We start from the raw sequence: 13,047 nt of genomic DNA, 5'->3' as shown, positions 1-13,047 counted from the left end.
CGGTGCGGGATCGGGCGTCGCCGCCGGGGCGGGCGTCACCGCAGAAGCGGGATCCGGCGTCGCGACCGGAGCCGGCTCGACCACCGGAGCCGGTGCCGGGTCGGGAGTCGCCGCAGGAGCCGGTTCGACCACCGGGGCCGGAGCGGGGTCCACCGCGGGGGCGGGATCCGGGGCCGGAGCGGGATCCGCGACCGGGGCCGCCTGGGGCTCCGTCGCCGGAGCCGCGACCGCGTCCGGCTGCGCCGCCGGTGCGTCCGCCAGTGCCGCCGTGGCCGCGAGGGATCCGGGCCCGAGCGACAGCACCGCTGCCGCGAGGAGTGCGGTCGCAGTGCGACCGATTCGATGTAGGCGCCGGTCGTCCGACCTCGAGCGCCTGAGTTGCACGTGCATGAGGATTGCCATCCGTTCTGCTCGGCGCAGATCCGGATGCTCCCGGGTGCCGCGCCCCCTCTTCCGGGGCGCTCGGGATTCGGGTGCCCCCTGAGCAGCAGGGAGCGGCGTTCCGAGGCGCGCGCAGCGGGAACGGAAGCCGCGGCGACTCTGCCGCGCGTCCTTCGTCCGCAGCTACGGACTCCACGGCTTGCCCTTCCTCGCCGCGGAACCGTGGTCCCGACTCGGAGCGACCGATTCGGGGGTGTGGTCCTGTTCGCAAGGCTAGGAATCGGACGGCTCCGCCGCGTCCGTGCAGATTACGTATTTGCGCCGGAGAAACGCAGAACGCCGCCCGGGCGGACGGAACACGGAGTTCCATCCGCACGAGCGGCGTTCGGTTCGTCTCGGGGACGTGCGGCGACGCGCGCCGCGGAGGATCAGGCCTCGGCGCTGAAGCGGCGGGTGCCGTCGACCCAGGTCTCGCGCACGGGGATCTGCGAGATCTCGGCGCCCTCGGTCGCGAGCGGGTCGCCGCCGAGCACGACGAAGTCGGCGCGCTTGCCGATCGCGAGCGAGCCGATCTCGCGGTCGCGGCCGATCGAGATCGCGCCCTCGAGGGTGTGGGCGCGCAGCGCCGCCGCGGGGCTGATGCGCAGCGAGTCCGGGCCGAGCTGGTGGCCGCGGCGGGTGACGCGGGTCACCGCGGCCTGGATCGCCTCGAGCGGGCGCGGCTCGGCCACGGGCGCGTCGGACGAGATGGTCATGGGGACGCCGGCCGCCTCGAACTCGCCGAGCGGGTTGAAGCGCTCCCCCGGCGTGCCGATGGCCTGCTCCACGCCCTCGCCCCAGTTGTAGTAGTGCTGGGTCTGGTTGACCGGGCGGATGCCGAGCTCGGCCATGCGGGCGACCTCTTCGACGGCCGGGAGACCGCAGTGCTCGATGCGGTGGCGCGCATCGGCGTCGGGGCGATCCGCGAGCGCCTGCTCGATCGCGTCGACCACCATCTTGATCGCGGTCGGCGACTGCGCGTGCGTCGCGGTCTGCAGGCCGGCACCGTGCGCCTTGCGCACGAGCTCGGTGTACTCACGGGGCTCGTGGTAGAGCTGACCGGTGCGGCAGGGATCGCCCACATAGCCCTCGGGGAAGTACGCGGTCCAGCCGCCGAGCGTGCCGTCCGCGTACAGCTTGATGCCGGCCGCCGAGAGGAACGCGTTGCCGAAGGGGCCGGTGAGCCCGAGATCGACGACCTGGTCGAGCAGGTGCGACAGGAAGTACATCGAGACGCGCATGTTCAGCGCGCCGCGGTCGGCCAGCTCGAGGTAGGCCGCGAACTCGCGCTTCGACACCTGCGCGTCGCCGATCGCGGTGACGCCGCCCGCGAGGAACTCGCGCTGCACGAGGTCGAGCTGACGCTGGTGCTCCGCCGGCTCGTCGCCGAGGTGGAAGTTGGGGCCGTGGTGGCCGATCTTGACGCCGTGCAGGCCCGTGAGCACGTTGCACGCGGCGTCCGAGAGCTCGCCCGTCAGATCGCCGTCGGCGTCGCGGAAGAACTCGCCGCCCTCGGGGTTCGGGGTGTCGCGCGTGACGCCGAACTTCTCGAAGGTGAAGCTGTTGACGACGCCGCCGTGACCCGAGGCGTTCATCAGGTAGACCTCGCGGTCCGTCGCGATCTCGTCGAGCTCGAAGCGGGTGGGATGGCGGCGCTCTTCGAGGTTGCGCTGCTCGTAGCCGTAGCCGCGCAGCGGCACCCCGGCGGGCAGCTTCTTCGCGCCCTCGCGCATGAGTTCGACGATCTCGGGGATCGAAGCGGCCTTCGCGGGCGAGACGTCGATCCAGGTGAGCATCTGCCCGTACATCAGCGGGTGCGCGTGCGCGTCGATGAAGCCGGGCACGATGGTCTCGCCCGGGTAGTCGGCGCGCACCGGGTCGAGTCCCGCTTCGCGCGCGGCCTGCTCGACCTCTGCGAGGCTGCCGAGCGCGAGGATCACGCCGCGGTCGGTGAGCATGGCCTCGGCCTCGGGTCGCGCGTCGTCGACGGTGAGGATCCGGGCGGCGGTGACGATCGTCGGATCGGAGTCGCGGGCATCGTAGGTGGCGAGCGAGCGCATGTGCGTCCCTTCATCGGGTCGGAGTCTGAGGGCTCCGGAGCACCGGAGCTTCGAGCCGAGAATAGATCAGGGGCCCGAGGAACGCGAGGCGATCCGACGCCTCAGGCGGTCCATCCGCCGCCGTTCTGCAATGCTCACGCGCATACCTGCCGATAAATCGCATCCCCTGATCCATCTGGACCGATGATCTGCGGCACCGCGGGGCAGAATCGCGTATCTTGGCAGTCGAGGCGGAACCCGCGAGGAGGAGCACCGATGAGCGAACGGGATCCCGGATCCTTCGACGCCGCGCTGACGCGGGCGCTGCAGGAGGACGGACGCGCGAGCGTCAACGAGCTCGCTCGGCGGCTCGGAACCTCGCGCGAAGCCGTCTCGCAGCGGATCCGCGTGCTCGCCGAGACCGGCCGCATGCGCGTCGCCGCCGCGCTCGACCCGCGCTTCGTCGGGCACCGGGTGCTGGTGCACGCGAAGGTCGCGGTCGAGGGACCCGTCGCCCCGGTCGCGCGCCGCATCGCCGAGCTGCCCGAGGCGGTGTTCGTCTCGCTCGTCAGCGGCGAGCTGCCGCTCGTGTTCGAGTCCCGGCACGGCGACGACGACGAGCTGCACGCCATGCTCGCCCGCGTGCGCGGGATCCCCGGGGTGCGCGGGATCCGGGTCACCACCTACGCGGAGGTGCTCGCCGGATTCTTCGTCGCGAAGCAACTCGCCGACATCGCCCTCGACGAGGTGGATCACGAGCTCATCGCGCTGCTGCAGCGCGACGGGCGCACGAGCTTCCGACGGTTGGCCGACGCCGTGCACCTCGCCCCGTCGTCGACGCGGGCACGCGTGCAGCGGATGCTCGACGCCGAGGTGTTCCGCATCTCGGCGATGACCTCGGGCGGGCTCACGGGTCACCGGATCGCGCTCGGCGTCGGGATCGCCGCGGCCGGCGACACCGAGCCGATCCGGCGCTACATCCTCGACTGCCCCGCCATCGACTTCGCGGCGCAGGCGCACGGCGCCCACGACTTCATCGCGACCGTCGTCGGCTCGGCCTCGGCGACCGTGCTGGGCGTGCTCGAGGAGCTGCGCGCGCTACCCGAGGTCGGATCGCTCGACACCTGGGCGCACTACGACGTCGTGAAGGAGGCCTACCCCCGGGCTTTCGCCCCGGGTGCCGGACCCGTCGCCGGTTGAGCGACGCACCGCCTGCGCCGATTGAGCGGCGCACCGCCTGCGCCGACTGAGCGGCGCAGGAACGAGTCGCCCCGTCATCCTGCGCGAGGAACGAGTCGCAGGATCAGCCCGCGATCGCGCGCTGCAGGCGCGAGAACGAGATGTCCTGGTGCAGCATCACGCCGTGATCGGTGCGCTGCTCGAAGGTGAAGCCGAGCTTGCCCTGGCGCAGCACGCCGATGAGGTAGGGCTCGTTGCGGTTCCAGAGGATCCAGGTCGGCTGCCCGTCGGCGTTGTTGCCGAGGAACGTCACCTCGATGTCCTTCTCGCCGAAACGCTGAATGGACGGGACCAGCGCCTGCGTCGAGAGCGCCACCTCGCCCCCGCTCGCCTGCTGCATCTCGCTCATGTCTTGATCCTAACCAACACTGCCCGCTGAATCGCGGGGATTTCGACACCTTTCGGGAACCCGTTTCGGAACGGGCCGGGATCAGGCCCCGGCGAAGAAGCCTCCGGCGGCCTTCGCGAGCCCGTGCAGGTCGTCGACGTGCGCGAGCTCGCGCGCCGAGTGCATCGACAGCAGGGGCACCCCGACGTCGACGGTGCGGATGCCGATGCGGGTCGCCGTGAGCGGGCCGATGGTCGTGCCGCAGGGCACGCCGTTGTTGGAGACGAATTCTTGGGTGCCGATGCCCGCGGCGGCGCAGCAGCGGGTCCAGAGCGCCGCGCCGTGGGCGTCGCTCGCGTAGCGCTGGTTCGCGTTCACCTTGAGCATGGGCCCCTGGCCGGCGCGCGGCCGCACCTGGGGATCGTGCCGCTCCGGGTAGTTCGGGTGCACCGAGTGCCCGGCGTCCGCCGAAAGGCACCAGGACCCGGCGAGGCCGCGAGCCGCGTCTTCGACGTCGGCGCCGAGCCCGGCGCGGAGCCGATCGAGCACCTCTTCGAGGAACGGGCCCGAGGCGCCCGAGCGGCTCTCGGAGCCGAGCTCCTCGTGGTCGAAGGCCGCGAGCATGGCGATCGAGTCGGCGGCGGGCTCGGTCTCGACGATCGCGGCGAGCCCGGCCACGACCGAGCTGAGGTTGTCGAGGCGCGGCGAGGCGAGCAGTTCGCCCTCGGCGCCGATGCGGGCCGGCGCCTGCGCATCGGCGACGCGCGCGTCCATCGCGACGACGTCGGCGGCGTCGACCCCGGCCGAGCGGGCGAGCAGCTCGACGGCCGAGACCTCGCCGAGGCCCACGATCGGCTGCGTGTGCCGCTGCTTGTCGAGTGTCAGGCCGTTGTTCACCCCGCGGTCGAGGTGGATCGCGAGCTGCGGGATCCGCGCCACGGCGCCCGTGCGCGCCAGAGCCTCGGAGCCGTCACGCAGCACGAGGCGGCCGGCGATCGCCAGGTCGCGGTCGAGCCACGAGTTCAGCAGCGGTCCGCCGTAGACCTCGACCCCGAGCTGCGCCCAGCCCTCGGCCTGCGTGTCGGGCTGCGGCTTCAGCACGAAGCCGGGCGAGTCGGTGTGGCAGCCGAACACCCGCACCGGGCTCGCCGCGTGCACGGCCGAGCCGGCCCGCCAGGCGATGAGCGCGCCGTCGCGACGCACGAATCCGCGGCCTGCGGGCTCGATCCCGAGCCAGGCGTCCGCCTCGCGGTGCTCGACGAAGCCGGCCGCGACGAGCGCCTCGGCGAGCGATGCGACCGCGTGGTAGGAGGTGGGCGACGCTTCCACGAACTCCGTGAACTGGTCGATGTAGCGGTCACGATCCTGCAGCACGGTTCCCATGCTCCTATCCAAGCACTCTTGGCGGTCCGACGCGCGGCCGGTCACCTGCGGTTCAGGATCCGATCACGACGCCGGTGCGCAGCTCGGCGAGGCGCGCGAGCATGGCGGCGACCTCCTCCGGGTCGGCGACGCGGAACTCGGCGACCGACGGCGCCGTGCCCACGCGGATCGCCGCGTCGCCCGATTCGAGTGCGCGGAAGGCGTCCTCGTCGGTGTCGTCGTCGCCGATCATGACCGCGGATCCCTCGGGCAGCGCGGTGCGGATGGTGTGCAGCGCGACGCCCTTGTCGGTGTCGCGCACCGACGCCTCCGTCACGAGCTTGCCTCCGCGCAGGCGGAGCCCGCCGAGCTGCTCGCGCAGGTCCTCGGCCTCGGCGGCCGCCGCGGCCAGCATCGCCTCGGCCTCAGCGAGCTCGGCGACGCCGCGCCCGTGCAGCACGAGACCGAACGGCTTCTGTTCGACCCAGGCGCCGGCCCGGCCGGCCGCGTGCCGTTCGAACAGCTCGCGCACCTGCTCGTAGCGCAGGTCCTCATCGGGCGTGCGCGTGGCCGACACCGTCGGTACCTGTTCATCTCCCGGCAGGCCGACGAGCTCGGCACCGTGCGAGCCCGAGAGGATCCGACCGTCGGTGCGCAGGCCGGTCGCCCGCAGGTCGGCGATCGACCGCCCCGAGACGATGGCCACGTCCACCCCCGGCGCGTTCTGCAGCACCGAGAGGGCCTGCTCGGCGCGCGGCAGGATGCGCGCCTGATCGGGGTGCGGCACGATCGGCGCGAGCGTGCCGTCGAAGTCGCAGGCGACCAGCAGCCGGGCCTCGGCCGCGAGTCGGCGCAGCACCGCGTCGAGCCCGGTGGGGAGGAAGATCGGCGTGGTGGGCGGGTGCGCCTGGTTCCCTGCGCCGATGCCGTCGTCCGGATCCGGGGCGCCGTCGCCCGCCGGTGCTTCGGGCGCCTCGGCCAGGATCCGCTGCGCGGCCGCGCCCTCGACCGAGCGCAGGAAGTCGCTCGACCAGCGGGCCACGTCGTTGCGGAACACGACCTTGCGCATCGCCCGCATGCGCTGCCGCTGCTCGGCCTCGGGCATGCGCAGCGCGGCGACGATGCCCGCTTTGAGTCCGTTGATGTCGTGCGGGTTGACCAGCACGGCCCGGCGCAGCTCGTCGGCCGCCCCGGCGAACTCGGAGAGCACGAGGGCGCCGCGCTCGTCGAAGCGGCAGGCCGCGTACTCCTTGGCGACGAGGTTCATGCCGTCGCGCAGCGCGGTGACCGCGAGCACGTCGGCCGCGAAGTAGAGCGCCGCCATCTCCTCCCGCGGGTAGCCGCGGTGCAGGTAGACGACGGGGCTGTGCCCGATGGTGCCGAAGTCGCCGTTGATGCGGCCGACCGTCACCTCGATCTCGTCGCGCAGGTGCTGGTAGGCCTCGACCCGCTCGCGGCTGGGACTCGCCACCTGCACGAGGGTGACCTCGGCGGGGTCGATCTCGCCGTCCTGCAGCAGCTCGGAGAAGGCTTTGAGCCGATGCCGGATCCCCTTCGTGTAGTCGAGCCGATCGACGCCGAGGATCACCCGCTTCGGGTCGCCCAGCTCGGCACGGATCTCGCGCGCCCGCCGCTGCACCGACTCGCTCGCCGCGAGCGCCGCGAACTCGGCGGCGTCGATCGAGATGGGGAACTCCTGCGCGAGCACGTGCCGCTCGGGCCCGCCCGATCCGTCGGGTGCATCGCCGACGAGGATCCGGTTTCCGTTCGACGGCGCCCCGACGTAGCGGCGTACGGCCGAGCGGAAGTTGGCGGCGTCGGCGACGCGCTGGAAGCCGACGACGTCGGCGCCGATGATCCCTTCGAGCACCTGCCGCCGCCAGGGCAGCTGGCCGAAAAGGCCGTGCGCGGGGAACGGGATGTGCAGGAAGAACGCGATGACGAGGTCGGGGCGGAGCTCGCGCAGCATGGCCGGCACGAGCTGCAGCTGGTAGTCGTGCACCCAGACGGTCGCGCCGGGTTCGGCGGCCTCCGCCGCGGCCTCGGCGAAGCGGCGGTTGACCGTCACGTAGCGATCCCACCACTCACGGTGGTAGCCGGGAGGCGAGATCACGTCGTGGTAGAGCGGCCAGAACGTGTCGTTCGAGCAGCCCTCGTAGTATTCGGCGAAGTCCTTGGCCGAGAGCGCGACGGGGCGGAGGCGCATGGCGCCGACCGCGAAGGGTTCGAGCTCCTCGTCGATGCTGCCGGGCCAGCCGACCCAGACGCAGCCGAGGTCGCGGACCACGGGCTCCATCGCGGTGACGAGCCCGCCGGGTGACGTGCGCCAGCGCACGCTCCCGTCGGGCTCGGTCACGCGATCGACGGGCAGCCGGTTCGACACCACCACGAAGGCGCTGCGGACCGGATTCTCGACTCGTGCTGCGGATTCCGACATGCTGCGCCTTTCGTGTGTGGGGCGGTGCGAACTGCTCGTCGCGGTGTTACTCCGCGGTCTCGGGCCGCTCGAAGGCGACCGCGAACTCGGCGAGCAGGCGGGCACCGAAGGCGGTGCCGCCGACGGAGCGCCAGAGGTCGTCGCGCTCGCTCTCCATGGTGGGAGCGATGTCGATGTGGCCCCAGGGCAGGCCGTCGACGAACTCGTTGAGGAACAGGGCCGCGAGGATCGCACCGGCGTACTGCCCGCCGATGTTCGAGAGATCGGCGACGTTCGACTTGAGCTGGTCGCGGTAGCGGTGGTCGAGCGGCAGGCGCCAGACGCGCTCGTCGGTCGCGTCGGCGGCGGACTGCAGCTGGGCGGCGACGGCGTCGTTGTTCGCGAAGATCGCGGCGGTGCTCAGGCCGAGCGCGGCCATCGCGTTGCCAGTGAGGGTCGCGATGTCGAGGATCGCGTCGGGGCGGCGCTCCTCCTCGGTGGCGAGCACGAGGCCGTCGGCCATGACGAGGCGGCCCTCGGCGTCGCTGTTCTTGACCTCGACGGTGGTGCCGCCGCGGATGGTGAGAACGTCGCCGATCTTGGTCGCGCTGCCCGACAGCATGTTGTCGGTGCACATGAGCCAGCCGGTGACGGCGGTCTCGGCGCCGAGGTCGCGCAGCGCGGTCATGGAGCCGAACACGTTCGCGGCGCCCATCATGTCGAACTTCATGCCGTGCATGGCGCTCGACGGCTTCAGGCTGATCCCGCCCGAGTCGAACATGATGCCCTTGCCGATGAGCGCGAGGCTCGGGGTCTCGGCGCCGGCGTTCGCCGGGGTGTAGCGCACCTTGATCATGCGGGGCTCGTCGACGCTGCCGGCGTTGACGCCGAGCAGGCCGCCCGTGCCGAGCGCGACGAGCGCGTCGCGGTCGAAGATCTCGACCTCGAGGCCGAACTGCGGCGCGAGGCGCACGGCGACCTCGGCGAACTTCTCGGCAGTGAGGTGGCGGGGCGGGGTGTTCGAGAGGTCGCGCGCGATGGTCGCGGCGCGGGCGAGCGCGGTACCGCGGGCGGCGCCTGCCTCGACCGCGGCGCGATCGCCCTCGGCGGCGACGAGCGTCAGCGACTCGAGCGCGACGGTCTTGGCGTCGGTCTTGAGCTGGTCGTAGCTGTAGCGCGCGAGCACGGCGCCCTCGACGGCGGCCTGCGCGGCCTCCGCGGCGTCCGCGCCCGCCGCGATGAGCGTCGCGAGGTCGAGTGCGAGCGACGGCGACTCGGCGGACGCGCGGGCGAAGGCGGCGACCGCGTCGCGGATCGTGTCGTGGGTCTTCGCGCCGTCGCCGATGCCGACGAGGACGCGCAGCGGGGAGCCCGGCAGACGCAGGGTCTGGCCGGTCTTGCCTCGGAAGCCGGCCGCGGCCAGCAGTTCGCGGTCGACGTCGACCGCGATGTCGCCGTCGACGGGGACCCACACGGGCACGGCCTGCGCGCCGCGCTGGGCGACGGCCTCGTCGACGGTCGCCGCGGGGGCGATGTCGACGCTGCGTGCGAGTGAGGGAACCGGGTCGAAAGCAGGATCAATCACAACTGTCATGGTCCTCAGCCTAGCCCGGCCGGCCGCCGGTCCGCCGGGAGGATTCCACGGATGGACGGCGTGCCGGAGTGCCAGTTATATTCAGTGGAATACATCTGATCCGGCGGAGGTTGCATCGACCATGAGAGCATTCGGATTCCTGTCCTTCGGGCACTACGCGCCCGTGCCCGGCTCGCGCACCCGCACCGCGGGCGACATGCTGCGGCAGACCATCGAGATCGCCGAGGGCGCCGACGAGATCGGCGTGAACGGCGCGTACGTGCGCGTGCACCACTTCGCGCGCCAGGCCGCCTCGCCGATCCCGCTGCTCACCGCGATGGCGGCGCGCACGAAGCGGATCGAGGTCGGCACGGGCGTGATCGACATGCGCTACGAGAACCCGCTGTACCTCGCCGAGGAAGCGGCCGCGCTCGACCTCATCTCCGATGGCAGGCTCGCGCTCGGCGTGAGCCGGGGATCCCCCGAGACCGCGATGCGCGGATACGAGGCGTTCGGCTACACCGGGTCCGAGGATCCCCGCGGGGCCGACCTCGCGCGCGACAAGTTCGATCTCTTCCTCAGCGCCGTCGAGGGCGACGCCCTCGTCGACAGCGATCCGCAGATGGCCCCTCCCGGCCGGCTCGCGATCGAGCCGCACTCCCCCGGGCTGCGCGACCGCATCTGGTGGGGCGCCGGATCCCGCGCCACCGCCGAGCAGGTCGGCCGCCAGGGACTCAACCTCATGAGCTCCACCCTGCTGACCGAAGCCACCGGGCAGCCGTTCGACGTGCTGCAGCGCGAGCAGATCGACCGGTTCCGCGAGGCGTACCGCGAGGCCGGCCACTCGGGCGCCCCGCGCGTCTCGGTGAGCCGCAGCGTGTTCCCGCTCGTGTCGGAGGAGGACGAGATGTACTTCGGCCTGCGCGGCCGCGACTCGCAGGATCAGATCGGCGTGATCGACAACTTCCGCTCCACCTTCGGCAAGACCTACGCCGACACCCCCGACCGGCTGATCGAGCAGCTGCGGGCGGACGAGGCCGTCATGGCCGCAGACACCCTCATGCTCACGATCCCGAACCAGCTCGGCCCCGAGTACAACCTGCACGTGCTGCAGGCGTTCGCCGAGCACGTGGCCCCGGCGCTCGGTTGGAAGCCGAACACCGAGGGCCCGGTGCAGGGGGACGTCGTCGGGGGCTGATCCGCTGTCGCAATCGCCGAGATGACCCGTTCGCGGGTAATGAGTGCTCATTACCCGCGAACGGGTCATCTCGACACCCAGGAGCACCGCGACCCCGCCTGAAATGATGAGCACATGCAGTGGAATCCGCTCGTGCCCGAGATCTCCGTGTCCGACTTCGCGAAGAGCCTGCGGTTCTACACCGAGGGCGTGGGCTTCTCGGTCGCGTTCACACGGACCGATCCCGACTTCGCGTACCTCGATCTCGACGGCGCGCAGCTGATGCTGGAAGCCGATCACGACGAGTCCTGGCGCACCGGCGCGTTCGATGCCCCGCGCGGTCGCGGCCTGAACCTGCAGCTCGAGGTGGGCGACGTGCGCGCCGCCCGGGATCGCCTCGCGCAGCTGGGTGCGACGGTCTTCCGTGACCTGCAGGAGAGCTGGTACGAGACGGCGGACGGTCCCGAGGGGCAGCTCGAGCACCTGGTGCAGGATCCCGACGGATACCTCGTACGCCTCGTCGAGATCCTCGATCCCCCGGCGTCCGCGTAACCGAACACCGGGACTCCCAGCGCGTCCGCGGCCGCTCTCAATAGGCTCGGACGCATGATCGCGCTCATCTCGGCCCCGAGCAATCTGGGCTTGCGTCCGCCGCAGCCCGGATCCGTGCCGGGCGCCGCGAAAGCGCCCGAGGCGCTGCGCGAGGCGGGGCTCTTCGAGCGCTTCGCGCGGCACGGTGCCCGCGACGCGGGTGTCGTGCTGCCCGGCCGATACGTCGACGACGACGCGACACGGGCGACCGGGATCGTCCGCAACCAGGCGCAGCTGATCGCGCACTCGCGCAGGCTCGCCGCCCGCATCGAGGAGGCCCTGGCCGAGGACACCGCTCCCCTCGTGATCGGCGGGGACTGCAGTGTGCTGCTGGCCGCCGGGATCGCGACCGCGCGACGCGGCGGAGCCGGCCTCGTTCACCTCGACGGCCACACCGACTTCCGGCACCCCGGCAACAGCGATGCCTGCGCGAGCGTCGCGGGCGAGGATCTCGCGGCCGCCGTCGGCCGGCACTGGGACGCGATCGCGAACATCGACGGGCTCGGCCCCTACTTCGATCCGGCCCGAGCCGCGCACCTCGGCCATCGGGCGGACGACGCCGAAGCCGCCGAGGCGCGCGGAATCCTCGGCCTCGTGCTGCCCGCATCGGCGGTGCCGGAGCGCGGTCCGGCCGAGGTCGCCGCCGCGGTGCGTGCGGTGGCCGAGTCCGGTGAGCGCACCGGCGGGGTGCCGGGCTACTGGCTGCAGCTCGACGTCGACGTGCTCGACCCCGCGGTCATGCCCGCGGTCGACAGCCCCGACCCGGGCGGGCTGACGGCCGAAGAGCTCGTCGACCTGCTGCGCGAGCTCGCCCCCGGTGCGCTGGGGGCCTCGGTCACGGTGTTCGACCCCGATCTCGATCCCGACGGGCGCTTCGCGCGCCTGCTCACCGACGTGCTCGATGCGGGGTTCGCCGAGTTGGGCGCGGCGGTGCGCTGACCCGGATCGCGCGCCTTCCGACTCGGGATCGGAGGCGGACACCGCCGAGTTGTAGGCTGCCGCCATGACGCACGCGCCGACTCCGGAACAAGCCGCACCGACGATCCCGCGGATCCTGCTGCCCGGGATCGTGCCCGTGCTCGCCTTCGCATCCCCGATCCTGCTGCTGCTCGGCTGGATGATCTTCGGCGGCACCGCGAGCCGGCGGTTCTTCGAGGGCGCGCCCTTCCAAGCGACGCTCGGCGTCGTCGTGTTCCTCACCGGCGTCGGCGCTCTACTCGCAGTGCTCGTGCTCGTGGGCATCCGCACGATGCTCCAGCAGCAGCTCGCTCTCGCGGCCCGGATCGGTCACGACCGGCAGGCGCCCCGCACCGATGCTCGCTGAGGCGACGATGGATCCGCACCCCGTGATCCGAGCGGGCCGGGTGCCGAACGACGTCGAACGCTGCGCCGGGATCTGGGTGCGCGCGCTCGCGGCACGCGACGGCTCGGTCGACGCCGAGACCATGGCCGAACGCGTGCGCGTCGCCTTCGGCAACCCGATCGTGCGCTTCGCCGTCGCGACGTCCCCGCGCGCGGGATTCGCCCTGCTCGAGTCGGGCCGCCCCGATCCCGGGGAGGCGTACCTGCACTACCTCGCAGTGGATCCGGACGGGACCGGGCGCGGGGTCGGCGGCGCGCTCATGGCCGACGCGATCGCGCACGCCCGGGCGGCGGGCTTCCGCGCGGTCACGCTCGAGGTGCGCACCGTCAACACCCGCGCGATCGACCTCTACCTGCGCGACGGCTTCGTGCCCGACGGCGAGGCGACGCCGCACCCGACCGCGGGCTACCCGATGCAGCCGTACCGGCTCGCCCTCGGCTGAGCACGGCTGAGCCCGGCGCCCACATCAGCAGGAGATTCGGCGTCAGGAGGACGAACTCCGCGAGCGGATCCTTGTGAACGCGGATCTCCGTCCGAAG

12 protein-coding genes are annotated in these 13,047 nt (G+C 72.3%); 6 read left to right on the top strand and 6 right to left on the bottom strand.

Going from position 1 to position 13,047, the window contains the following annotated elements; all coding sequences use genetic code 11:
- Both XM48_RS01025 and XM48_RS01020 read right to left on the bottom strand, forming a co-directional pair.
- Positions 1-384 (bottom strand): hypothetical protein (locus XM48_RS01025; protein WP_197074116.1); only part of this gene is annotated, 384 nt, incomplete at its 3' end.
- Positions 385-809: 425 nt separating this feature from the next.
- Complete coding sequence (locus XM48_RS01020) at positions 810-2,480, bottom strand: amidohydrolase (RefSeq protein WP_046453915.1); 1,671 nt, start codon at positions 2,478-2,480, stop codon at positions 810-812.
- A gap of 255 nt (positions 2,481-2,735) precedes the next feature.
- On the opposite strand from XM48_RS01020, the gene XM48_RS01015 reads away from it, so the two are divergent.
- Entirely contained in the window at positions 2,736-3,659 is a 924-nt protein-coding gene (locus tag XM48_RS01015) for an Lrp/AsnC family transcriptional regulator (RefSeq protein WP_046453914.1), read from the top strand.
- Between the two features lie 103 nt (positions 3,660-3,762).
- Here the strand turns inward: XM48_RS01015 and XM48_RS01010 are convergent, their stop codons facing one another.
- The 4 genes from XM48_RS01010 to XM48_RS00995 form a co-directional block, all read right to left on the bottom strand.
- Entirely contained in the window at positions 3,763-4,047 is a 285-nt protein-coding gene (locus XM48_RS01010) for a hypothetical protein (protein ID WP_046453913.1), read from the bottom strand.
- 81 nt (positions 4,048-4,128) lie between these two features.
- A complete protein-coding gene (locus tag XM48_RS01005; RefSeq protein ID WP_046453912.1) occupies positions 4,129-5,409 on the bottom strand; it encodes a M18 family aminopeptidase in 1,281 nt (426 codons plus the stop codon).
- A gap of 52 nt (positions 5,410-5,461) precedes the next feature.
- Positions 5,462-7,825: a trehalose-phosphatase gene (gene otsB, locus XM48_RS01000; RefSeq protein WP_046453911.1), complete on the bottom strand. Its 2,364-nt coding sequence runs from the start codon at positions 7,823-7,825 to the stop codon at positions 5,462-5,464.
- A 46-nt stretch (positions 7,826-7,871) separates the two neighbouring features.
- A complete protein-coding gene (locus XM48_RS00995; RefSeq protein WP_046453910.1) occupies positions 7,872-9,398 on the bottom strand; it encodes a M17 family metallopeptidase in 1,527 nt (508 codons plus the stop codon).
- Between the two features lie 121 nt (positions 9,399-9,519).
- Here XM48_RS00995 and XM48_RS00990 point away from each other — a divergent pair, with 121 nt between their 5' ends.
- The 5 genes from XM48_RS00990 (at position 9,520) to XM48_RS16755 (ending at position 12,950) form a co-directional block, all read left to right on the top strand.
- Positions 9,520-10,575 carry an LLM class flavin-dependent oxidoreductase gene (locus XM48_RS00990; protein WP_046453909.1) on the top strand — a complete coding sequence of 352 codons (1,056 nt, stop codon included), beginning with the start codon at positions 9,520-9,522 and terminating at the stop codon, positions 10,573-10,575.
- A gap of 114 nt (positions 10,576-10,689) precedes the next feature.
- A complete protein-coding gene (locus tag XM48_RS00985) occupies positions 10,690-11,106 on the top strand; it encodes a VOC family protein (protein WP_046453908.1) in 417 nt (138 codons plus the stop codon).
- 54 nt (positions 11,107-11,160) lie between these two features.
- Positions 11,161-12,084, top strand: coding sequence for an arginase family protein (locus tag XM48_RS00980; RefSeq protein WP_084820842.1), 924 nt, complete (start codon positions 11,161-11,163; stop codon positions 12,082-12,084).
- A 64-nt stretch (positions 12,085-12,148) separates the two neighbouring features.
- Positions 12,149-12,469: a hypothetical protein gene (locus XM48_RS00975; RefSeq protein ID WP_046453907.1), complete on the top strand. Its 321-nt coding sequence runs from the start codon at positions 12,149-12,151 to the stop codon at positions 12,467-12,469.
- Complete coding sequence (locus XM48_RS16755) at positions 12,459-12,950, top strand: GNAT family N-acetyltransferase (RefSeq protein WP_052961213.1); 492 nt, start codon at positions 12,459-12,461, stop codon at positions 12,948-12,950. Before XM48_RS00975 ends, XM48_RS16755 begins: the two co-directional genes overlap by 11 nt.
- Positions 12,951-13,047 lie beyond the last annotated feature (97 nt).

This window comes from Leucobacter sp. Ag1 (assembly GCF_000980875.1).
GTDB classification, from domain to species: Bacteria; Actinomycetota; Actinomycetes; order Actinomycetales; family Microbacteriaceae; genus Leucobacter; species Leucobacter iarius.
This window is presented reverse-complemented; position numbering and strand designations above follow the sequence as displayed.